At 73.0% G+C, this 21698-nt stretch carries 16 protein-coding genes; 3 read left to right on the forward strand and 13 right to left on the reverse strand.

All coding sequences use genetic code 11. The features are described from left to right. Window positions 1-50: 50 nt before the first annotated feature. From ACILSK_RS07205 to ACILSK_RS07265, 13 genes are all read right to left on the reverse strand, one after another. Window positions 51-818, reverse strand: coding sequence for a cell division protein FtsQ/DivIB (locus tag ACILSK_RS07205; RefSeq protein ID WP_395726468.1), 768 nt, complete (start codon window positions 816-818; stop codon window positions 51-53). Continuing rightward, on the reverse strand, window positions 815-2215 hold the full coding sequence (murC, locus tag ACILSK_RS07210; RefSeq protein ID WP_395726469.1) for a UDP-N-acetylmuramate--L-alanine ligase: 1401 nt from the start codon (window positions 2213-2215) through the stop codon (window positions 815-817). The genes ACILSK_RS07205 and murC overlap by 4 nt, the downstream gene beginning before the upstream one ends. Continuing rightward, window positions 2212-3309, reverse strand: a complete 1098-nt coding sequence (gene murG, locus ACILSK_RS07215) for an undecaprenyldiphospho-muramoylpentapeptide beta-N-acetylglucosaminyltransferase (protein ID WP_395726673.1) — start codon at window positions 3307-3309, stop codon at window positions 2212-2214. Before murG ends, murC begins: the two co-directional genes overlap by 4 nt. Beyond that, window positions 3290-5014 carry a putative lipid II flippase FtsW gene (ftsW, locus tag ACILSK_RS07220; RefSeq protein ID WP_395726470.1) on the reverse strand — a complete coding sequence of 575 codons (1725 nt, stop codon included), beginning with the start codon at window positions 5012-5014 and terminating at the stop codon, window positions 3290-3292. Before ftsW ends, murG begins: the two co-directional genes overlap by 20 nt. Further along, window positions 5011-6483 carry a UDP-N-acetylmuramoyl-L-alanine--D-glutamate ligase gene (gene murD / locus ACILSK_RS07225; RefSeq protein WP_395726471.1) on the reverse strand — a complete coding sequence of 491 codons (1473 nt, stop codon included), beginning with the start codon at window positions 6481-6483 and terminating at the stop codon, window positions 5011-5013. Before murD ends, ftsW begins: the two co-directional genes overlap by 4 nt. Beyond that, complete coding sequence (gene mraY, locus ACILSK_RS07230; RefSeq protein ID WP_395726472.1) at window positions 6480-7574, reverse strand: phospho-N-acetylmuramoyl-pentapeptide-transferase; 1095 nt, start codon at window positions 7572-7574, stop codon at window positions 6480-6482. Before mraY ends, murD begins: the two co-directional genes overlap by 4 nt. Then, window positions 7571-9142 carry a UDP-N-acetylmuramoyl-tripeptide--D-alanyl-D-alanine ligase gene (gene murF, locus ACILSK_RS07235; protein WP_395726473.1) on the reverse strand — a complete coding sequence of 524 codons (1572 nt, stop codon included), beginning with the start codon at window positions 9140-9142 and terminating at the stop codon, window positions 7571-7573. The genes mraY and murF overlap by 4 nt, the downstream gene beginning before the upstream one ends. Next, window positions 9139-10773 carry a UDP-N-acetylmuramoyl-L-alanyl-D-glutamate--2,6-diaminopimelate ligase gene (locus ACILSK_RS07240; RefSeq protein ID WP_395726474.1) on the reverse strand — a complete coding sequence of 545 codons (1635 nt, stop codon included), beginning with the start codon at window positions 10771-10773 and terminating at the stop codon, window positions 9139-9141. Before ACILSK_RS07240 ends, murF begins: the two co-directional genes overlap by 4 nt. Before the next feature lie 75 nt (window positions 10774-10848). Then, window positions 10849-12567, reverse strand: coding sequence for a peptidoglycan D,D-transpeptidase FtsI family protein (locus ACILSK_RS07245; RefSeq protein ID WP_395726475.1), 1719 nt, complete (start codon window positions 12565-12567; stop codon window positions 10849-10851). Window positions 12568-12991: 424 nt separating this feature from the next. Then, complete coding sequence (locus tag ACILSK_RS07250) at window positions 12992-13825, reverse strand: hypothetical protein (RefSeq protein ID WP_395726476.1); 834 nt, start codon at window positions 13823-13825, stop codon at window positions 12992-12994. Further along, window positions 13822-14868, reverse strand: a complete 1047-nt coding sequence (gene rsmH / locus ACILSK_RS07255; RefSeq protein ID WP_395726477.1) for a 16S rRNA (cytosine(1402)-N(4))-methyltransferase RsmH — start codon at window positions 14866-14868, stop codon at window positions 13822-13824. The genes ACILSK_RS07250 and rsmH overlap by 4 nt, the downstream gene beginning before the upstream one ends. Window positions 14869-15136: 268 nt before the next feature. Further along, window positions 15137-15571 carry a division/cell wall cluster transcriptional repressor MraZ gene (mraZ, locus tag ACILSK_RS07260; protein ID WP_395726478.1) on the reverse strand — a complete coding sequence of 145 codons (435 nt, stop codon included), beginning with the start codon at window positions 15569-15571 and terminating at the stop codon, window positions 15137-15139. 566 nt (window positions 15572-16137) lie between these two features. Continuing rightward, the gene (locus ACILSK_RS07265; RefSeq protein ID WP_395726479.1) at window positions 16138-16626 is read right to left on the reverse strand and encodes a GtrA family protein; all 489 of its coding nucleotides are present in this window, start codon (window positions 16624-16626) and stop codon (window positions 16138-16140) included. Window positions 16627-16804: 178 nt separating this feature from the next. On the opposite strand from ACILSK_RS07265, the gene ACILSK_RS07270 reads away from it, so the two are divergent. The 3 genes from ACILSK_RS07270 to ACILSK_RS07280 are packed head-to-tail and all read left to right on the forward strand — an operon-like array spanning window position 16805 to window position 21655. Further along, window positions 16805-17821: an AAA family ATPase gene (locus tag ACILSK_RS07270; RefSeq protein WP_395726480.1), complete on the forward strand. Its 1017-nt coding sequence runs from the start codon at window positions 16805-16807 to the stop codon at window positions 17819-17821. Beyond that, window positions 17814-19199, forward strand: a complete 1386-nt coding sequence (locus tag ACILSK_RS07275) for a DUF58 domain-containing protein (RefSeq protein WP_395726481.1) — start codon at window positions 17814-17816, stop codon at window positions 19197-19199. Before ACILSK_RS07270 ends, ACILSK_RS07275 begins: the two co-directional genes overlap by 8 nt. Next, complete coding sequence (locus ACILSK_RS07280; protein ID WP_395726482.1) at window positions 19196-21655, forward strand: transglutaminaseTgpA domain-containing protein; 2460 nt, start codon at window positions 19196-19198, stop codon at window positions 21653-21655. The genes ACILSK_RS07275 and ACILSK_RS07280 overlap by 4 nt, the downstream gene beginning before the upstream one ends. Window positions 21656-21698: the final 43 nt, after the last annotated feature.

Genomic DNA, 21698 nt, shown 5'->3' on the forward strand with positions numbered 1-21698 from the left:
CGTTTGTGCACACTCGGCATGGGTGCGTGGGCCGGTGGTGAGGCCGTCCGTCAGCGCACGGTCACCAGGGTCGGGTCGGAGATGTCGTACTCCGTGCCGTCCCGGGCGGCGAGCAGGGCCGGCAGCATCTGCATCTTCTGCGCCGACTGGGTGGGCTCGCCCCATATCACTTTCTTGCGGTCGATCAGCGTCAGTTCGATGTCGAACTCCGTCCGCGCGGACAGCACCGCCACCTGCGGCTTGAAGTCGGGGGTGAGCGACTCGACCACCGCCAGCGCCGCCTTGGTCGCCGGGTCGGTGCGGCCCGGGGCCGCCAGCTGCACGGTGACCAGACCGGCGGGGACCGACGCGACGGTCAGGTACGGATCGCCGTCCGCGTCGAGGAGCCAGAGCTGGCCGTTGGCCGAGGTCACCGCGGTGGGCACGCGTGGGGTCACGGTGATCCTGAGGGTGTCCGGCCATTCGCGGGCCACCACCACGTCCGCGACCTCGGGCACGGTCTGCGCGGAGGCAGCCACCGCATCAAGGTTCACCCGGGCCAGCGGGATCCCGACCGAGTCCGGGACGACCGACCGCACCTGCGCGTTCAGCGCTTCGTCGGATCCGGTGATCGTCACCGACTTCACCGCCAACAACGGGCTGAAGAACACCGCGTAGACCGCGGCGGCGACCAGGGCGAGCACCGTGACGAACGCGACGATCCACGGCCAGCGGCGGCGCCGCCGGCCCGGGAAGGTCTTGGGCTCGGACGCCGCACCGCGTCGGGACCGTCGCCCCCGGACCTGCGCGGTCGCCTCGGCATCGGTCGTCGTGCTCACGTCGGCCGTCCCCCTTCCGAATCCTGCAAACGGGTCAGCAGCTCGGGGCCGATGGCGGTGACGTCGCCGGCCCCCATGGTGATCACCAGATCCCCCGCCCGGAGCACGCCGGCCACGTAGGCGGCCGCCGACCGTCGGTCCGGCTGGTAAAGCACGGCCGTCCGGTCGCCGATGGCGGCGGCGACCAGCTCCCCCGTTACCCCCGGCTGCGGGTCTTCCCGCGCTCCGTAGACGTCGAGCACCACCGCCAGGTCCGCCGCGGCCAGGGCGTCACCGAACTCGGCGGCGAACGTCGCGGTCCGCGAGTAGAGGTGCGGCTGGAACACCACCACCAGCCGGCCCGCGCCGACGACGGCGCGGGCCGCGGCCAGCTGGGCGGCCACCTCGGTGGGGTGGTGGGCATAGTCGTCGTACACCGTGACGCCGGCGGCCAGGCCCTTCAACTCGAAGCGGCGGCGCACCCCGGTGTAGCCGGCCAGGCCCGCGGCCAGCAACTCCGGGTCCACGCCGAGCTCGACCCCCGCAGCGAGGGCGGCTACCGCGTTGAGCAGCATGTGCTCGCCGGGCACGGTCAGCCGCAACGACACCTGCCGACCGTCGGCCAGCACCACCAGGTGCCCACTGAGCCGAACCGACGCGGTGGCCGAGCGGCCGTAACGGACGATCCGCCGCAGCTGGACCCGGTCGGCCAACGCGGCCGTCCCGGGGTCGTCCGCGCAGACAACGAGGAACCCGCCGGGTTCGATGCGGTCGACGAACTGGTCGAACACCGCGGTGTAGGCCTCGGCGGTGCCGTGGTGGTCGAGGTGGTCGGGCTCGAGGTTGGTGACCACCGCGCCGTGCGGGCTGAACGACAGAAACGACCCGTCGGACTCGTCGGCCTCGGCGACGAACACGTCACCGGTGCCGTGGTGGGCGCCGAGCCCGGAACCGGTCAGCTCGCCGCCGATCGCGAACGACGGGTCCAGCCCGGCGTGCTGCAGGGCCACGGTCAGCATCGACGTGGTCGACGTCTTGCCGTGGGTGCCGGCCACGCACACCGACCGCCGACCGGCCATCAGCGCGGCCAGCGCGTCGGCCCGCCGCACGACCGGGATGCCGGCGGCCCGGGCGGCCACGACCTCGGGATTGTCCGGGCGGACCGCGGTGGACACCACGACCGCCGTCGGCCCCCCGGGCAGCAGCGCCAGGTTGTCCGCGGCGTGTCCGACGGCGGTCCGCACGCCGCGGTCGGCCAGGCCGGCCAGCACCGGTGAGTCGCGGGCGTCCGACCCGGACACCGCGAACCCCCGGTCGGCCAGGATGCGGGCAATGCCGCTCATTCCGGCGCCACCCACCCCAACCAGATGGGCACGCTCGAGCGAGACCCCGTGTTCGGTCACCGGTGCGCCGTTCATCTCCGGCCTCCGGCGGCATCGAACACCATCCGGGCGACCCGTTCGTCGGCCCGCTGGGTGGCCAGGCCGGCCGCGGCCGCCGTCATGGCGTCCCGCCGAGCGCCGTCGACGACCAGCGGGAGCACCCGGTCGACGACGGCCGCCGCATCCAGCGCGCCGTCCTCGATGATGACCGCCGACCCCGCCGCCACCTGGGCGGCGGCGTTGAGCCGTTGCTCGCCGTTGCCGTGCGGGAGCGGCACGTACACGGCAGGCAGCCCGACCGCGGCGATCTCGGCGACGGTCATCGCGCCGGAGCGGGCCAGCACCAGGTCAGCGGCCGAGTAGGCGAGATCCATCCGGTCCAGGTAGGGCACCGTGACGTAGGCCGGTCCGGCCGGCAGCTCCGGCAGGGTCACCGTGTTCTTCCGGCCGTGCGCGTGCAGCACGCCGACCCCGGCGCGGACGAGGTCCGCGGCCGCCGCACCGACCGCGCCGTTGATCCGTAGCGCACCCTGCGACCCGCCGAACACCAGCAGCGTGGGCGCGTCCGGGTCGAGGTCGAAGAACTGGCGGGCCTGCGCCCGCAGCGCCGGCCGGTCCAGCTCGGACAGGGCCCGGCGCACCGGGTTGCCGACGACCGTGGCGCCGGACAACCCGGAGCCGTCGACCGCGGCCGCCACGGAGACGGCCCACCGGGCGCCGATCTTGTTGGCCAGCCCGGCGGTGGCATTGGCCTCGTGGATGACCACCGGTACCCGCGTGCGCGCGGCCAGATAGGCGGGCAGCGCGACGTAGCCGCCGAATCCCACGACGACGTCGACGGCACGCTCGGCCATCACCGCCCGGGTGGCCCGGACCGCGCGCCGCATCCGGGCCGGCAACGTGACCAGGTCCATCGACGGCTTGCGCGGCAGCGGGACCGCCGGGATCAGCCGGAGCTCGTAGCCGCGGGCGGGTACCAGGGTGGACTCCAACCCGCGCTCGGTGCCCAGCGCGGTGATGGTGACGGACGGGTCGGCGGCGACGAGGGCGTCGGCGACCGCGAGCGCCGGCTCGACATGGCCGGCAGTACCGCCGCCGGCCAGCAGGACGCTAATTCCCACGCCGGCGATCCCGGGGATCGGCTGAACCGGCGGACCGGCGGCCCGATTGCCCCGGCGGGCGGGGCGGGTTCCGCCGGGGCGGCTCCGATGACGGTCGCCCGGCCGTCGCCGGTGGAGAGCCCGTCGCCGGTCGAGAGCCCGTGGCCGGTCGCGAGCCCGTGGCCGGTCGCGGGTTCGAGGCCGGGCGCGCATTCGAGGCCGGGCGCGCATTCGAGGCCGGGCGCGCATTCGAGGCCGGGCGCGCATTCGAGGCCGGGCGCGGGTTCGAGGCCGGGCGCGGGCCCGTCGCCGCCGTCGATCGCCGGGCCGACTGGCCGGCCTGCGGTGGCGCCGCCTTCTCCCGCCGCGGGGCCGGGGCCGGGGCGGGCCGCGCCTTCCGGACCGCGGGCTTGCGCCGGCGCAGCACCTTGCGGCCCTCCGGTCCGGCCGGTGTGAGACCCAGGAAGCGGGCGACCCGGCTGCCGCCGGCCGCCGCCAGTGCGATCTCCGCCTCGCGCTCCCGGCGCGCGAAGTTGGCCAGCAGGCCGAACACGGCCATGGTGATCAGCAGGGACGTCCCGCCGGCCGAGATCATCGGCAACGGGATCCCGGTCACCGGCAGCAGACCCACCACGTAGCCGATGTTGATGCAGGCCTGACCGACCAACCACACGGTGGCGGCCGACGCGACGATCTTGACGAACGGGTCCGAGTTGCGCCGGGCGATCCGCAGCCCGGTGTAGGCCAGCAGCGCGAACAGCGCGATGACCAGAGCGGTGCCGATGAAGCCGAGCTCCTCGCCGATGATCGCGAAGATGAAGTCGGAATCGGCGTTGGGCAGGTAGTTCCACTTGGCCCGGGACTGGCCCAGGCCCACCCCGAACCAGCCGCCGTTGCCCATCCCGTAGAGGCTCTGCAGCAACTGGTAGGAGGTGTCCGGATGCGACTCCGGATTGATGAAGGACAGCATCCGGGCCAACCGGTAGTTCGCCGACACGGCCAGGTAGAAGACGCCGGCCACCCCGGCCCCGGCGAGCGAGGCGAACATCCACCAGGGGGCGCCGGCGAAGAACAGCACCGCGAAGAACACGATGGCCAGGGACACCGTGGTCCCCAGGTCGGGCTGCATCATGATCAGCGCCGCCATCAGCGCGAACACCGGCAGCACCGGGATCAGCAGGGCCTTCGGGGAGCCGAGCGTGGACCGGCGCGCGGCCAGCACCTGGGACATCCACAGCAACAGCGCGAGCTTGGCGATCTCGCTGGGCTGGAACTGGAAGCCGCCGATCCGGATCCAGCTGCGAGCACCGTTGACCAGCGCGCCGACCCCGGGCACGAGCACCGCGACGAGCAGGGCGATCGAGACGATCACGGCCAGCAGCGAGAAAGTCTTGAGGAACTTCACCGGGACGTACTGCGCACCGAAGAACCCGAGCAGGCCCACCGCGGCGTAGATGGCCTGATTGGTGAACACCGAGAACGACGAACCCAGGTTCCGGTACGAGGTCACCGCGGACGACGAGAGCACCATCAGCAGCCCGATGCCCAGCATCAACGCGAAGATCGCCAGGATGAGATGCAGGGAGGTCATCGGCCGGTCCAGCCAGTCGACGGTCGCCCTGCGGGCCGAACCGACCCACGACCGGAGGTGCGCGGACACCCCGTTCGGCGACTTCTCGGACTGCTTCCCGGAGCCACCTGCGGACCGGGTCTTCGGCGCGGACGTCACTGTCACGCCGGCTCCGGATGATCGTCGGGCAGCGCGCGGGCGGCGGCCGCGAAGGCGTCGCCGCGAGCCGCGTACGAACAGAACATGTCCAGCGACGCGGCGGCCGGCGCGAGCAGGACCACATCACCTTCAGCGGCCATCCGGGCGGCCGCGCTGACCACTGAGCGCATCACTCCATCGTCCTTCCCGGGCACCGGCAGAACCGGCACATCGGGGGCGTGTCGGGAAAGGGCGGCGTGGATGATCGGCGCGTCCACGCCGAGCAGGACGGCACCGACCAGCCGGTCCCGGACGGCGCACACCAGATCGTCGACGGCGGCCCCCTTGAGCTGCCCGCCGGCCACCCACACCACCCGGGGGTAGGCCTGCAGCGAGGCCAGCGCGGCGTGCGGGTTGGTCGCCTTGGAGTCGTCGACGTACCGGACGCCGCCCCGCTCCGCGACCGGCACGTTGCGGTGCCCGCCGGGGGTGAACGAGGCCAGCCCGGCGGCGACGGCGGCCGGCTCGACGCCGACCGCCAAGGCGAGCCCGGCGGCCGCCAGCGCGTTGGTGACGTTGTGCGCGCCGGGCGGCCGGACCGCCTCGACCCGGGCCAGCGGTCGGGCGCCGTCCCCGAACGCGGCGTCGGTCAACACGCCGTCCACGACCCCCAGAGCACCGGCGGCCGGCGCGGCCGACTCGATCGGCACCGTCCGGGCGGCGGATGCCCCGGCCAGCAGGTACGCCGCCCCGGGGTCGTCGACCACGGCCAACGCGACGTCCCCGGACAGCGCCCGCGCCTTGTCGGCGCCGTACGCCTCCATCGACCCGTGCCAGTCAAGATGGTCCTCGGCCAGGTTCAGCACCACCCCGGCCGCCGGCCGCAGGCTCGGCGCCCAGTGCAGCTGGAAGCTGGACAGCTCGACGGCGATCACGTCCTGCCGGGGGGCGTCGTCCAGCGCGTCCGGGCCGCCGGCCAGGACGGCCGCCAGCACCGGCCAGCCGATGTTGCCGCAGGCGGTGACCTGCCGACCGTCGGCCCGCAGGATCGACTCGAGCATGCCCGTGGCGGTCGTCTTGCCGTTGGTGCCGGTGACCACCAGCCATTGTCGGGCCGCCGTCGGCGCGGCGGTCGGGGCGGCAGTCGGGGTGGCAGTCGGGCCGATAGAAGGGCCGGCATTGTCGATGCGCCAGGCCAACTCCACCTCGCCGATCACCTCGATGCCGGCGGCCGCGGCGGCGACCAGCAACGGATTGCTCGGCGGGATACCCGCCGAGGTGACCACCAGGGTCGTGCCCGGCGGCGGCTCGGCCAGGTCGCCGCCGAACGACACGTCACCGGCGATCGCGGCCAGCTCGGGCGGGGCGGCGCGGTTCGCGGTGACGACAACGCGGGCGCCGCGACCGGCCAGCCACCGCACCACCGGCAGGCCGGTCACCCCGGCGCCGGCCGCGACGACCAGCTCACCGGGACCGGGCAGGGCCAGGGTGCTCATCCGCCGGTCAGGGACAGCCACTCGGCGTAGAACAGGCCGAGACCCAACGCGGCCGACATTGCCGCGAGCAGCCAGAACCGGATCATCACCGTGGTCTCGGTCCAGCCCGACAGCTCGAAGTGATGATGGAACGGGGCCATCTTGAACACCCGGACGTGCCGGGTCCGGAAGACCGCGATCTGGATGACGACGGAGAGCATCTCGACCACGAACAGGCCGGCGATCACGACGAGGAGCAGCTCGGTCCTGGTCAGGATGGACAGGCCGGCGATGAGCCCACCCAGGGCCAGGGAACCGGTGTCGCCCATCATGATCCGGGCCGGGTGCGCGTTCCACCACAGGAACCCGATGCAGCCGGCCAGCGCCGCGGCCGCGATGACGGCCAGATCCAGCGGATCCCGGACCTCGTAGCAGCCGGCCTGGGCGGCGCTCGACAACGGCATCCAGCAGGCGTTGCGGAACTGGAAGAAGCCGATGGCGACGTAGGTGCCGAGCACCATCACCGACGACCCGGCGGCCAGCCCGTCCAGCCCGTCGGTGAAGTTGACCGCGTTCGACCAGGCCGAGACCAGCAGCCAGCACAGGAAAACGAAGCCGATCGCCCCGATGGAGAAGAAGGTCAGGTCGCGCACGTAGGACACCGACGTCGACGCCGGGGTGAGGCCACCGACCCCCGGGAAGAACAGGGCGCCGATGCCGAAGCTGACGGCGACGAACGTCTGCCCCAGGAACTTCATCCGCTTGTTCAGGCCCAGGTTGCGCTGCTTGCGGAGCTTGATGAAGTCGTCGAGGAAGCCGACCAGGCCCATGCCGGTGGTCAGGTAGAGCAGCAGCAGGCCGGACGCGGTGAACCCATCGCCGCCGCCGGTGATCCAGTCGACCAGCTTGGCGCCCAGGTAGCCGCACCACATGGCGATGAGGATCGCGGTGCCGCCCATCGTCGGGGTGCCGCGCTTCTTCTTGTGGTGTTGCGGACCGTCCTCGCGGATCTCCTGGCCGAAGCCCTGGCGGGAGAACACCTTGATCAGGTACGGCGTGAACAGGATGGAGACGGCCAGGGCGACCAGCGCGGCGACCAGGATCGCCTTCACTGCCCCATCACCTCGACCCCGTCGATCCCCGCAGTGTCGATCCCCGCAGTGTCGATCCCCACGCTGTCGATCAGCCGCAACGCAACCCGCTCCAGGCCGGCCGACCGGGACGCCTTCACCAGGACGACGTCACCGGGGGCGAGTTCGGCGAGCAGGACCTCGACCGCGGCGTCCGTGTCCGGCACCAGCTCCGACTCCCCGCTCCACGAGCCCTCCAGGTGCGCGCCCAGGTGCAGCGCGCGGGGCGCGGTGCGGCCACCGACGGCGGCCCCGGTCGCCGCGCCCGGGCCCTCCACCACCAGCAGCCGATCGATGCCCAGCCGCACCACCAGGCGGCCGATCCGGTCGTGGGCGGCGGTTGCGTCGTCACCCAGCTCGGCCATCTCCCCCAGCACCGCCCAGGTCCGGCGACCCCGGCCGATGGTCGCCAGCGAGTGCAGCGCCGCCTTCATCGAGTGCGGGTTGGCGTTGTAGGCGTCGTTGATCAGGGTCGCACCGTTGGCCAGATCGGTGACGTCCATCCGCCACTTCGACGCGGGTTCGGCCCGGCTGAGGGCGGCGGCCACGTCCTCGGTCGACATGCCGACCGCCCGGCCGACGGCCGCCGCGGTCAGCGCGTTGCCGACCTGGTGGGCGCCGACCACCCGCAGCGCCACCGGGGCCGATCCCTCCGGGGTGACCAGGGTGAACCGGGCCCGGTCCGCCGGGTCCTGGCCGATGCCATCGGCCCGGATCGTCGCGCCGGGCGCCTGCCCGACGAGCACCACCTGCGCCGCGGTGACCTGCGCCATGTCGGCGACCAGCGGGTCGTCGGCGTTGAGGATGGCCACCCCGCCGGCCCCCGGTTCGGTCCCGGACCCGGCCGCCGCCGCCGGCAGCGCCTGCACCAGCTCGGACTTGGCCTGCGCGATCTTCTCGACCGAACCGAATTCGCCCAGGTGGGCGGACCCGACGTTCAGGACGGCCCCGATCCGCGGCGGTGCGACCCGGGCCAGCGCGGCGATGTGCCCGACCCCGCGGGCGGACAGCTCCAGCACCAGGAACCGGGTGGACTCGTCGGCGCGCAGCGCGGTGTAGGGATGGCCCAGCTCGTTGTTGAACGACTCCGGCGGGGCGACCACCTGGTCCGGGTCGGTGACGGCGGTGCGCAGCACCGCTGCGATCAGGTCCTTGGTCGAGGTCTTGCCGGACGACCCGGTGACCCCGATGACCTGGAGCCCGTGGTCGGCGGTCAGCGCGGTCACCGACGCGCGGGCCAGCCGGGCCAGCGCGTCCAGCACGCCGGCGTTGTCCGGCCGGTCGGGCACCACCAGCATCGGTAGCTCGGTGGAGATCGGAGCGGGTCGCGAACCCAGCACCGCCACCGCGCCGGCCGCGGCGGCCTGCGCCACGAAGTCGTGCCCGTCCACCCGATCGCCGCGCAGGGCGACGAACAACGCGCCCGGCCGGACCCGGCGGGTGTCGAACTCCACCGACCGGACGGGGACCGACTGCGCGGCCGGGTCCAGGCCCGCCGGCAGATCGACCCCGATCACGGCGGCGACCTGGGCCAGGGTCATCGCGATCATGAGGCGGCGTCGTCCTTCGGATCGGGGTCGGTCACTTCGAGCAGGCTAGTCGGCCGGTCGGACACCGTTGGAACGGCCGGTGGCTCGCGGCGCTCGGCCATCGCGGACCGTAGCGCCTGCGCCAGCTCCGTTCGGTCGGAGAAGGGGTGTACCACGCCGCCGATGTCCTGACCCAGTTCGTGGCCCTTGCCGGCGATCACCACCGCGTCCCCGGTGCCGGCGAGCTGCACCGCCCGCCGGATCGCGGCCCGCCGGTCCCCGATCTCCTCGATCCGGACGTCGCGGCCGGCGGCGGCCGGGCGGGCCCCGGCCAGCACCTGCGTCCGGATATCCGCCGGCACCTCGGACCGGGGATTGTCGTCGGTGACGATGAGCACGTCGGCCCGTGCGGCACATTCGGCGCCCATGAGCGGACGTTTGCCGGTGTCCCGATCGCCCCCGGCGCCGACGGCCACGATCAGCCGGCCGGTCAGCCCGTCCCGGATCGCGTCGAGCACCGCGGCCAGCGCCCCGGGCTTGTGCGCGTAGTCCACGACGGCCAGGAAGTCCTGGCCCGCGTCCACCCGCTCCATCCGGCCGGGCACGGTGACGCCGCCGATCGCGTCGGCGGCCTGTTGCACGTCCCGGCCCAAGGCGTCGACGCAGGCGATGGCGACCGCCGCGTTGCTGACGTTGAACGCACCCGGAATGGCCAGGTCCACCCGCACGGTCCGGTCTCCGGGCCCGGCCAGCAGGACCGCCTGGATCCCGTTCGCGGCGACGTCCACCGACGTCACCGACCAGTCGGCGGCGCCCGCCCGGCTGCTCACCGTCAGCGTGTCCGGGTGATCGGCAGCCAGCCGGGCCCCCCACTCGGTGTCCACGCAGATCACGTGTCGCGCCGCGCGCCCGTCGAACAACATCGACTTGGCCCGGAAGTAGTCCTCCATGTCGTGGTGGAAGTCCAGGTGGTCCTGGGACAGGTTGGTGAACGCGCCCACCGCGAACCGGGTGCCACCGACCCGGCCCAACGCCAGGGCGTGCGAGGAGACCTCCATCGCCACCGCGCCGACCCCCCGCTCGACCATCACGGCCAGCAGCGCCTGCAGGTCGGGCGCCTCGGGGGTGGTCAGGGCGCTCGGCGTGACCACGCCGTCGATGCGGGTCTGCACCGTGCCGATGACGCCGCTGCGCGATCCGTCGGCGGCCAGCGCGGCCTCCAGCATGAAACAGGTGGTGGTCTTGCCGGACGTGCCGGTGACGCCGACCACGGCCAGGTGGCTGCTGGGATCGCCGTAGATCAGCCGGGCGACCACACCCAGGTGCGCGCGGGGGTGGTCGACGATCAACTGGGTGGTCGTCGTTCCGGCCAGCAGGGCGGCCCCGGCGTCGTCGGTCAGCACCGCCCGGGCGCCGAGTTCGATGGCCTGACCTGCGTACTGGGCACCGTGCGCCCGGCTGCCCGGCAGGGCCGCGAACAGGTCACCCGGCCGGACGTCCTGGGCGCGCAGGGTGACACCGGTCAGCCGCAGATCCGAGGCCGGTTCGTCCCCGGGGGCCAACCGGGCCCCGATGAGCGCGGCGACCGCCGCCAGGGTGGCCCCGACCGGGTCCTGTGGTCGTGGTGCGGACGGTACTGCGGAGGAACCCACGGCCGGCAAGGCTACCGTCCCCGGCCCGGGTGACCCGCGGTGCGACAAAGTTGCGCGGCAGCCGGACCGCGGCCGTCAGTTGTCCACATACAGGTCGTAGATCGGGGCCTCTTCGGCGGACGGCGGCACGTCGGCGGCCCGCATGGCGTAGGCGGCGACGTCGTGGAACAACGGTGCGCAGCTGGTCGTCCCGGCCGGGGAGTCGCCCTTGGGGTTGTCCAGCATGATCGCGATGACGTACTTGGGGTTGTCAGCCGGCACGATGCCGGCGAACGTCGAGGTGATCAGGGTCTTGGAGTATTCCCCGGTGTCCTCGTCGACCTGCTGCGCCGTTCCGGTCTTGCCGGCGACCTGGTAGCCGGTGATCGCCGCCGCCGGGGCGGTGCCGCGGTGGTACTCGTCACCGCTCTGGATCGGGCCGTGCAGCATCTGGATGAGCGTCTTGGACGTCTGCGGGCTCATCGCCACGGTTTGGGCGCCCGCCGGAGTCGGCGTCGTCACCCCGTTGACGGTGGTCGAGGCGACCAGGGTCGGGGTGATCCGCACGCCGTTGTTGGCGATCGCCTGGTACATGCCAGCCAGCTGCAGCAGGGACTCGGACACGCCCTGACCGATGGGCAGGTTGCCGAAGGTGCTGGAGGACCAGGTGGACTGCTTGGGGAGGTAGCCGGACGTCTCGGCGGGCAACTGGATGCCGGTCCGGACGCCCTGCCCCAGTTTGCGGGCCATGTCCATGAAGGGGTCCGGGCCGAGCTGCTGGGCGATCATCAGGGTGCCGACGTTGGACGACTTGCCCAGGATGCCGGTCGCCGTCATGTTCTGCGGTCCGTGCGCCCAGGCGTCCTTAATTGTCGCGTCGCCGATATCGATCTTGCCGTCGACGTTGAACACCTTGTCGGGGGTGATCAGCCCCTTCTCCAGCGCCGCAGCCATGGTGACGACCTTGTTCACCGATCCGGGCTCGATCGCGTCGGTGACCGCCTTGTTGCCGGTCTCCCGGGACGTCTTGCCGGGTTCGTAGCAGGCCATCGCCGGCACCTGCGCGTCCGCCACCTGCATGATCACCACGCAACCGGACTTGGCGGCCGACTTGTCGACCCAGGCCGACAGCATCTGCATGGTCGTGTACTGCAGGTCCGCGTCGATGGTGAGCGCGACGTCCATGCCGTCGACCGCGTCCGTCTCGTCCCGCGCGCTGCCCGGGATGATCAGGTGGCGGGCGTCGACGTCGACGACCCGCTCGCCGTCCTTGCCGGCCAGCTTGGTGTCGAACTTGGCCTCGAACCCGGACAGGCCGTTGCCGTCGTAGTCCGTATTGCCGACCACCGCCGACGACGCCGAGCTGTCCGGGTGTTCCCGCACGTCCTGCCGCTCGGTGACGACCGCGTCCTGATGGTCCTTGTCGAACAGCGGGGTGATCTTGTCCATGATGGCGTCGGCCTGCGCGGGCATCAGGTCACGGGCCAGGTACACGTACGTCTTCCCGGAGGTCAGCTTCGTCATGACCTGGTCCTGGGTCAGACCGTTGCCGACTCCGGCGGCGAGGATGTCCGCCACCGCCTTGCGCTGGCCGTCGTCGGTGAACAGCGCCGGTCGGGCGGCCACCGCGCGACCCTCGACGGTGAGCGCCAGTTCGACACCATTCCGGTCGGTGACGGTCCCCCGCTGCGCGGTCAGCGTGATGGTCCGGGTGCGCTGGGCCTCGCTCTTGGCCGCGTAGCCGGAAATGTCCACCACCTGGACGGTGACGAGCTTGAGGGTGGCCACGGCCAGAATCCCCAGCATCACCACCATCGCGATCCGGCTGCGCTGGCGCGGGTTACCGACCGCGGACCGCGGCCGGCGGGTGCGCCGACCCCTGATCGAACGCGGCTTGCCGGCCGACTTCGGGCGGGGCGCACCGGCATTCGGATCGCGCCGGCCGTCGGCCGGACCGGCCGGGCGGGCACCGCGGGGCGGCCGGCCGGTGCGCGGGGCCGCCGACGTGGCGCCCGGTCGACCGCTGGTGGTGCCGCGCGGGGTGGCGCGTCGACGATCCGACGAGGTGGATCGGCGATCCTGCTGATCGGTCACCGGGGCGCCCCGAGGGGACACATCCGAGGCCCGCGCGCAGGCTCCGTGGCCGGGTTCCGATGGTTCATGGGCGAAGGCTGTCGCATCGGCCCGCGTCGCGACCTCTCGACACGCCGGGCCGACCCGGATGATCGGCCGGCGACGATCATCCGTTGGCGCCCTGGGGCTCGCCGGCATCGACCACCGTGGCGCCCTGGGCCGGCGCGGCCGCGCTCGGCGGAGTCGGCTCGGCGGGCGCCTGCCCGGCGGGTGCCGTTCCGACCGGGGCCGTCCCGGCGGGGGCCTGCCCGGCCGCCGATTGCTCGGCCGGCGCCGCCGGCTGGCCCGCCGGAGCGGCGGCCTGGTCGGCGGCCGGCGGAGCGGCCGCCGCGGGTGACGTCGGCGCCGTCGGCGCGGTGGCGGAAGGCGCCGTGGCGGGAGGCGCAGTGGCGGGAGGCGCAGTGGCGGCCGGAGCCGGGGCCGGGACGTAGGACGGTTCGCCGACCACCGTGCCCTGTCCCGAGCCGTCCACGATCAGCATGGCCGAGTCACCGGCCTGCACCATGCCCAGCGCTTTGGCCTGGTCGGCGATCCGCGGGGTGGCGTCCAGCATCGCGACATCGTGCCGCAACTGCTCGATCGTCAGCCGCAGGTCGGTCGTCCTGCTCTTGGCCGTCGACGTGCGCATGCCGGCCTCGTCGGTGAGCGTGTTCAACCAGAGAACGGCGGTGACGCCGAGGCCCAACAACGCGATCAGCCCGACGACGAACGGTGCCCGGTTGAAGGCGGTCGTCGACACCTTCCGCCCGGGCCGCACGAGCCGGTCGTCGGACATCTTCTGCCGACGACGGATCCGCCGTTCGTACGCGCGCCGTGATGATGCCGTCGATGCCGACGACCAACGCCGGGTCTCGGAGCCCAGGGCGTCGGCGGCCCCGCCGGGGTCGCCGTCCGCCCGGACGGTGCGGTCGGCCCGGGCCCTGGTCTTGGTCGCGGTCATGAGTGGGCCTCCCGGATGCGTTCGGCGGCCCGCAGCCGCGCGGACGCGGCCCGGGGATTCGCCTGGATCTCAATGTCGGTGGGGGCCTGTGAGCCCCGGATCAACCAGCGGAATTCGGGCTCGTGGCCGGGCAGTTCGGTCGGTAGGTCGACCGGGGTCCGGGAGACGGTCAGCGGGGCGATCGCGCGCTTGACGATCCGGTCCTCCAGGGACTGGTACGACATCACCACGATCCGGCCGGCCACCGACAGGTGCTGCAACGCCGAGGGAATGGCCCGGTGCAGGGCACCCAGCTCGTCGTTGACCTCGATCCGCAGGGCCTGGAAGGTCCGCTTGGCCGGGTTGCCGCCGGTGCGCCGGGCGGCGGCCGGGATGCTCGCCTTGACCAGCTCGACCAGCCGGGCGCTGGTGGTGAAGGGCCGCTTGGCCCGCTCGGTCACCACCGCGCGGGCGATCCGCTGGGCGAATCGCTCCTCGCCGTACTCCCGCAGGATGCGGGTGATCTCCGCGCCCGGGTAGGTGTTGATCACCTCGGCGGCGGTGATGCCGGCGGTCGGGTCCATCCGCATGTCCAGCGGGGCGTCCTGGGCGTAGGCGAAGCCCCGTTCGGCCTCGTCCAGCTGGACCGACGAGACCCCCAGGTCGAACAGGACGGCCTGGACCCGTCCGGAACGCACGGTGGCGGCGATGATCTCGCCGATCCGGTCGTACACCGCGTGGATCAGCTGCACCCGGTCGGACAGGCCGGCCTTGGAGATCCGTTCGTCGGCGATCGCCAGGGCCTGCGGGTCGCGGTCGATGCCCACGACGGTGAGCGCCGGATGCGCCTGCAGCAGGGCCAGCGTGTGACCGCCCATGCCCAGGGTCGCGTCGACCAGCACGACATCGGTGGCACCGTCCGCGGTGGCCGCCCGAATGGCCGGCGCCAACAACTCGTCGACGCGGTTGACCAGCACGGGAATGTGCCGGCGATCGTCCGGCACGGCTGCATCGGACGACCCCCCGCCGGTGTCCGGATCTTGCGCGTCGGCCCGGTCCCGCATCGGCGGTGTCCCTTCTGGCCTCGGCCGCCGGTGGGCTGCGCCTGGTGGATCTACGAACGGTGGGGGGTGACATCGGGTCGGCGGGGTGCGGGGCCGGGGCGTTGGGCGGTGTGTCGGGTCCTGATTCCTGGTCCCCATCCGCGGTGGTCCTGGCACGGGGGAAGTCGTGTCAGGGCCGGGTGGTCCTGGCACGGGGGAAGTCGTGTCAGGGCCGGCGCGGATGTGGGCCGGGCGCCAGGAACCGCGTGGCCGGTTCGCCGGGCGCGGGTCAGCTGTCCAGCAGCCCCCGTTCCGGAGCGGCATAGGCCGCCTCCTGCTCCGCCTCGTAGGTCGCCCATTCGTCGGCGTCCCAGAGCTCCATGCGCAGGCCGATGCCCGTGATGACCAGATCCTTGGTCAGCCGGGCGTATTCGCGCATGCGCGGGGTGATGGTGATCCGGCCTTGAGCGTCCGGCCGCTGCTCGTCGGTGTTGGCGAGCATGTAGCGCTGGTAGCCGCGGGCCCGCTCGTCGGTGATCGATGCATTGATCGCCGACTCGGCGAACTCCTCGAAGCCCTCCGGGGTGAAGAGGTAGATGCAGTGATCCTGACCCCGCACCAACATCACCCCGTTCTTGAACGACTCCCGGTATTTCGCCGGCAACGTCACGCGACCCTTGTCGTCCATCCGTGGCGTGTAGGTGCCGTAGAAGCCCTTGGGCATCTGCCAGCACCTCCTCGCGACGGCGGCCGATCCGGTACCGCTCCCGCCCGCCGGAGGTTTGAGCTCGTTCTCAGGCTCGCTCCCCCAGGCTCCTCCACTCTAACCCACTTTGCGCCACCGTGACCCCTCCGTGACCAAGATTTGTGGAGTGTCGCGACAAAAGCGCACGTCATGGCGGTGGGTGAAGGTGGGGGAAATCTTCCCGGGCTCGGCCGGCGCGGCCGTGAACCTCGCGCGGGCCGGCCGCGGGCCGCGGGCCGTTGTGCTCGTCGTGCGCTCGTCGGCGGGAGAATCCGCAGGTCGGGACGCATCCGTCAGGCAGCCCGACCCGGCGGTCGGGGCCACGGGTGGGGGACGGTGGGGGGACGGTTGGGGGAGACGGTTGGGGGGACGTCGCCGCTGCGCGGTGGCGCTTCTCGGGGTGTCCGGCCGGGGAACGGTCAGCCGCGCGACGCGACCGGACGCTCGCCGGGCTCAGCGGGGCGGGCAGTGGGGCGCAGTGGCGGCCTCGTCATGCCCGCGTCGCCGGCCGTCCACCGGCCCCCGGCCCCGCCCGGCGAGCGCGCTCAGGCGAGGCGCGGCTCGGCCTGGTGGGTGAAGACGAACCGCTTGTAGGCCCAGAAGCGGAAAGCGGTACCGGCGACCAGGCCGACCACGTTTGCGGAGATGTTGTCGGCGAGCGGTGAGGTGAAGCCCAGCAGGTAGTGGGACACCCACAGGCAGGACAGCGCGATCAGCAGGCCGATCGTGCACATGATCAGGTAGAGCACGAACTCGCGGACGCGGTCCGGGCGGCGGTTGTGCCGGAACGTCCAGTAGCGGTTGCCCAGCCAGGCCACGACCGTGGCCACCCCGGTGCTGGCCACCTTGGCCAGCAGCGGCTGACCGGCCAGTAGAGGTGGCGACCCGACGTAGCTGAGCAGGTTGAACAGCCCGACGTCAACGACATAGGCGACCGCGCCCACCACGCCGAACTTGGCCAGTTGGGCGATCAACGCGGCGGCGGCCGCGCGCAGGCGCCCGGGCGCGCGGACCTGACGATCGGCGGTAGCCATTGGGCACATTCTACCGACGGCATGGTGACGCCCCGGTCACCACCCACCGTGACCAACGGTGGCGTCGACGACCACGCACCGCGGCGGGCGCGAAATGTCGACCGTGCCCGCGGACCCGGACTGGCAGACTGTTTCCAGGCGCTCGCCCCGGGCCGCGCGCCGGTCAGGAGGATCAGCCGTGGCACAGGGCGTCGACCTCGGTCCCATGCAGGGACCGGGTGGGGGTTCGACGACGGAGACGGCGCGGCCCGACCTGGAGACCGTCCGTCGGGTCGGCGGTCAGATCGCGGCAGCCATCGGGCAGGTCGTCCTCGGCAAGCCCGACGTCATCCGGCTGGCGACGATCGCGCTGCTCGCCGAGGGCCACCTGCTCATCGAGGACGTGCCCGGCACCGGCAAGACGGTGCTGGCCAAGGCGCTGGCCAAGAGCGTCGAATCGACCGTCAGCCGGGTGCAGTTCACCCCCGATCTGATGCCCAGCGACGTGACCGGGGTGAGCGTCTACGACCGGCAGACCTCGCAGTTCGAGTTCCGGCCGGGCCCGGTGTTCGCCAACATCGTCGTCGCCGACGAGATCAACCGGGCCGCGCCGAAGACCCAGTCGGCGCTGCTGGAATGTATGGAGGAACGGCAGGTCACGGTCGACGGCACCAGCTACCGGTTGGCCCGGCCCTTCCTCGTGCTGGCCACCCAGAACCCGGTCGAGATGGAAGGCACCTACCCGCTACCGGAGGCGCAGCGCGACCGGTTCCTGGCCCGGATGTCCATCGGGTACCCGGACCGGGCCGCCGAGGTCGGCATGCTCGCCGACCGCGACCGGGTGGACCCGTTGGATGCGCTGCGCCCGGTGACCGACGCCGCCACCGTGGCCGCCCTGGTCGACGCGGCCACCGCCGTCCACATGGCCCCACCGCTGCGCCAGTACCTGGTGGAACTGGTGGCCGCGACCCGATCGGTGCCCGAGGTCCGGCTGGGGGCCTCGCCGCGGGCGGTCCTGCACCTGGCCCGCGCATCCAAGGTCGCCGCCGCGCTGGACGGCCGGGCGTTCGTGGTGCCGGACGACATCCAACGACTGGCCATCCCGGTGCTGGCCCACCGGCTGCTGCTCACCGTGGAGGCCCATGCGGCGCGCCGGTCGGCGGAGGAGGTCGTCCGGGTCCTGCTGTCCCGCCTGCGGGTGCCACGCGGTGGCTGACCGCCCCGGCCCGGCCTGGAGCGGCGCGGGAACGCCCGGCCCGGGCGCGGCGTCAGGTGGCCGCGCGCTCGGTGCGCAGACGGGCAAGTCGCCCCGGGGGCGGGCCCGACCGGCCGGGTTGCGCGGACTGACGACGCGGGGGCGCTGTCTGCTCGCCGGCGGGATCGCCGCGGCGATCTGCGCGCTGTTGCTGGACGAGCGCGACCTGCTGCGGGTCGGGATCTTCGCCGCCGTGCTCCCGCTGCTGGCGATGCTGGCCTGGTCCGTCCGCAGCGTCCGGCTGTCGGCCGATCATCTGGTCGCGCCGGCCCGCCTGGTCCCGGGCAGCCGGGGCACGGTGCAGCTGACCATCACCAACACCGGGTCGACCAGGACCGCCGCCCTGGAGGTCACCGAGCCGCCCACCCCGGAACTGACCGGCGGGCTGCGCTGCCTGATGCCTCCGTTGCGGGCGTCGCACCGAGCGCAGACCGAGTTCGGGCTCCGGCCGCTGCGGCGGGGCCGGTTCGTGCTCCGGGCGCCGACGATCCGGGTCGGCGACCCGTTCGGGCTGTGGGAGGACATCCGCACCCTTGACGTACGGACCACCGTGCTGGTGGTGCCGACGCTCGTCGACCTCGCCGGCATGCCGCCGAGCGCGGGCAGCCGGTCCGCCGCAGCCGACCGGGCCGTCGCCGGCGTCTCCTCCGGCGATCCCGACGTCGGCATTCGCGAATACCGCAACGGCGACGACATCCGGACGGTGCACTGGCGGGCGTCGGCCCGGCACGACGAGCTCATGGTCCGGCTGAACGAACCGGTCTCGCACGGCGGCGCCGTGATCATGCTGGACCACCGGGCGGCCGGCCACGCCGGGGAGGGAGCGACCTCGAGCCTGGAGACCGCCGTCACCCTGGCCGCCTCGATCAGCGTCCACCTGCTGGCTGCCGAGCACCAGATCCGGTTGACCACCCATTCCGGCGGCGTCCTCGCCGCCGGGCGCGACATCGAGGACGACGTGCTCGCGGCACTGGCCGTGATCGAGCCGGACACTCGGGCGTTCAACGCCTCGTCCATCGGCGGCACCGGTCTGGTCATCGCGATCCTGGGGGCGCTGGACCGCCCATCGGCCGCGCTGCTGACCGCCGCCCGCCGGCGGGGCACCACCGGCATCGCGTTCGTCCTGGACACCGCCACCTGGCCGGACACTCACCATGCGCGCGGGCGCAGCGCGGTCGGCGACCCCGCCGCCGTGGCCGGTCTACAGGCCGCCGGTTGGCGGGTGGTGCCGATCCGGCGGGGCGACAACCTCGCCCAGGCCTGGACGCAGGCCTGCCGGGGCGGCATCGGTGCCGCCCGGCCGCCCTCCCGGGCCACCCCGATTCCGGTCGTGACATGACGACGATCTCGCCGCCGCGCGGCCCGGCCCAACCCGGCGCGGTGCCGACCCCCCGGCCGACCCCGCCGCCCCCGGGCCGGCCGCCGGCCCCGGCGCCGCCCACCCAGGCCGTGCCGGCCCTCCTGGGCGCGCTGGCCGTGCTGTGCGGCACGTTTGCCATCCCGCCGATGGTCAGCGGTGGCACCTGGTTCTGGTACACGGCCGAAGTGGTCGCGGTGATCTGGCTGGTCGGGGTCGGCGCCCGGCTCGCCCGCGCACCCGCCGCGCTCGTGGTCCTGTTGCAGCTGGCCGCCGCCGTCATCGCGATGACGGCGCTGTTCACCGTCCGCGGGTTCGGCGGGGTCATCCCCAACGGTGCCGTGCTGACCGAGGTGGGCGACCTGCTGACCGGGGCCTGGACGCAGATCCGGAGCACCGTCTCGCCCGCTCCGTCGTCGACCGAGCTGTCCTTCCTGATCTGCCTGTCGGTGTCGGCGACCGCACTGATCGTCGACATGCTCATCGCCTGGTGCCGGGCCCCGGCCCTGGTCGCCCTCCCGCTGTTGTGCCTCTACGCGGTCCCCGCCTCGATCGACGTGTCGATGCTGCCGTGGCCGGCGTTCGCCGCCCCCGCCGTGCTGTACGCGATGCTGCTCGTCTCGACCGGGCTGACCGGCCGGCAGATCGGCGCCGGGGCGGGGGTGGCCCAGGTCGCCTCCGGTCTGGTGGTCGGGTGTGTTGCTGTCGTCGTGGCGCTCGTCGTCGCGGACGGTGTCACCGGCATCGGCACCACCGGGCGACTCCCCCGAACGACTAACGGGGCCAACTCGGCCGTGGGACTGTCCCCCTTCACCTCCCTGCGCGGAAACCTGGACCAGGGCACCCCGGTCGACCTGTTCCGGGTCGGCGGCCTGCCCGGACCGGCGTACCTGCGGACCGTCGGATTGCAGAAATGGACGCCGAACGACGGCTGGTCGATCGACGAGCTGTCCAGCGGACCGTTGCCGGAGCAGCCGATCGCGGTAGGCCAGACCCAGGTGACCGTCACGGCGCTGAGCTATCAGGACCAGTTCCTGCCGATCTACAACGGCGTCACGGCCCTGGGTCGTCTCGACAGCGGCTGGTCGTTCGATTCGACCCTGGAATCGGTGCACCGACCGGACAAGATCACGCCGAGCCCCTACGTGGTCACCGCGGCCTTCGGCCAGCCGTCCGCCGACGATCTGCGGGCGGACACCACGTCCGAGGGTGGCGAGCTGCTGGACACCGGCAGCCTGCCGCCCCAGGTGATCGCCAAGGCCGTCGAGGCGACCGCCGGCGCGACGACCGCCTTCGACAAGGCGGATCGGCTGCGCAACTACTTCACCGATCCGGCCAACGGCTTCGTTTACTCGCTGGAGGTGCCGGCCGGCAACAGCGGCGATCTGCTGCTCGACTTCCTCACCCTCAAGCAGGGGTACTGCGAGCAGTACGCCACCGCCATGGCGGTCATGCTCCGGGCGGTCGGCGTGCCTGCCCGGGTCGCCGTCGGATTTACCCAGGGTGTGCCGGACGGCAGCGGCGAGTACCTGATCAGCAGCCATGATGCGCACGCGTGGGTCGAGGTCCCGTTCGACAAGGCCGGCTGGGTCGAATTCGACCCCACTCCGCTCGGCGGCGGTCAGGGCGGACAGCAGGGATTCACCGGCGGAACCGGCGCGACCCCGACGGCACCGACGACCGGTCCCGGCGCCGGCAGCACCCAGACCCCGGACGAGGAGCGGCTCGGTCAGGGCCGGGTACCGACCGCGGCCGCCACCACCGAGCCCGGCGCCGCCGCCGGGTCGACGGGCAGCGGCGGGCCGGCCGTCCCGGCCGGGCTGTGGTGGGTGCTCGGGCTCGCCGTCGCGCTCGGCGCTGCGTTGGCCGGGCCGACCGCCGTCCGGCGTCGACGACGACACCGTCGATTGGCCACGGCCGACGCCGGTGGCCCGGATGCGGCCGGGGCGGCCTGGCGGGAGGTCGAGGATCTGGCGATCGACCACGGCGTCACACTGGACTCCTCGCAGTCGGCCCGAGCCTGTGCCAACCGGCTCGCCAAGACCGCGCAGCTGACCGAGACCGGGCGCGAGCAGCTTCGGGGGTTGGTGGCCGCGGCGGAACGCGGTTGGTACGCCGGGTCGGACCCGGCGATCACGACCGACCCGGTGACGAACGTCCGGGCCGCCACCAACGGTCCGGAAGCGTCAACCGGCACATCGGTCATGACCGGCACATCGGCGATGTCCGGCACTGCGGTGACAAACAGCACTGCGGTGACAAACAGCACGGGGGTGACAAACGGCACGGCGGTGACAACCCGTCCAGCCGCGCCGGCGGCCCAGCGACTCGGTGACGCGCCGCGGACACTGGCCACCGAGCTCGCGCACGCGGCACCGCTGTCGCTGTTGGACCGGCTGCTGCCCCGGTCGGTGCGGCCGGCCTGGTGGCGCGGCTGACACCGGACGGATCCGCCGACCGCTCCTCCCGGCTCCGGCTTGG

The sequence above is a fragment of the Nakamurella sp. genome, from assembly GCF_044224575.1.
Lineage (GTDB): Bacteria > Actinomycetota > Actinomycetes > Mycobacteriales > Nakamurellaceae > Nakamurella.

What these genes read in the sequence shown, in the direction of transcription:
- murC (WP_395726469.1), bottom strand. Translation starts at nt 2,215, where the DNA reads ATGAACGGCGCACCGGTGACCGAACACGGGGTCTCGCTCGAGCGTGCC.
- murD (WP_395726471.1), bottom strand. Translation starts at nt 6,483, where the DNA reads ATGAGCACCCTGGCCCTGCCCGGTCCCGGTGAGCTGGTCGTCGCGGCC.
- murF (WP_395726473.1), bottom strand. Translation starts at nt 9,142, where the DNA reads ATGATCGCGATGACCCTGGCCCAGGTCGCCGCCGTGATCGGGGTCGAT.
- ACILSK_RS07245 (WP_395726475.1), bottom strand. Translation starts at nt 12,567, where the DNA reads ATGGTGGTGATGCTGGGGATTCTGGCCGTGGCCACCCTCAAGCTCGTC.
- ACILSK_RS07250 (WP_395726476.1), bottom strand. Translation starts at nt 13,825, where the DNA reads ATGACCGCGACCAAGACCAGGGCCCGGGCCGACCGCACCGTCCGGGCG.
- rsmH (WP_395726477.1), bottom strand. Translation starts at nt 14,868, where the DNA reads ATGCGGGACCGGGCCGACGCGCAAGATCCGGACACCGGCGGGGGGTCG.
- mraZ (WP_395726478.1), bottom strand. Translation starts at nt 15,571, where the DNA reads ATGCCCAAGGGCTTCTACGGCACCTACACGCCACGGATGGACGACAAG.
- ACILSK_RS07265 (WP_395726479.1), bottom strand. Translation starts at nt 16,626, where the DNA reads ATGGCTACCGCCGATCGTCAGGTCCGCGCGCCCGGGCGCCTGCGCGCG.
- ACILSK_RS07280 (WP_395726482.1), top strand. Translation starts at nt 19,196, where the DNA reads ATGACGACGATCTCGCCGCCGCGCGGCCCGGCCCAACCCGGCGCGGTG.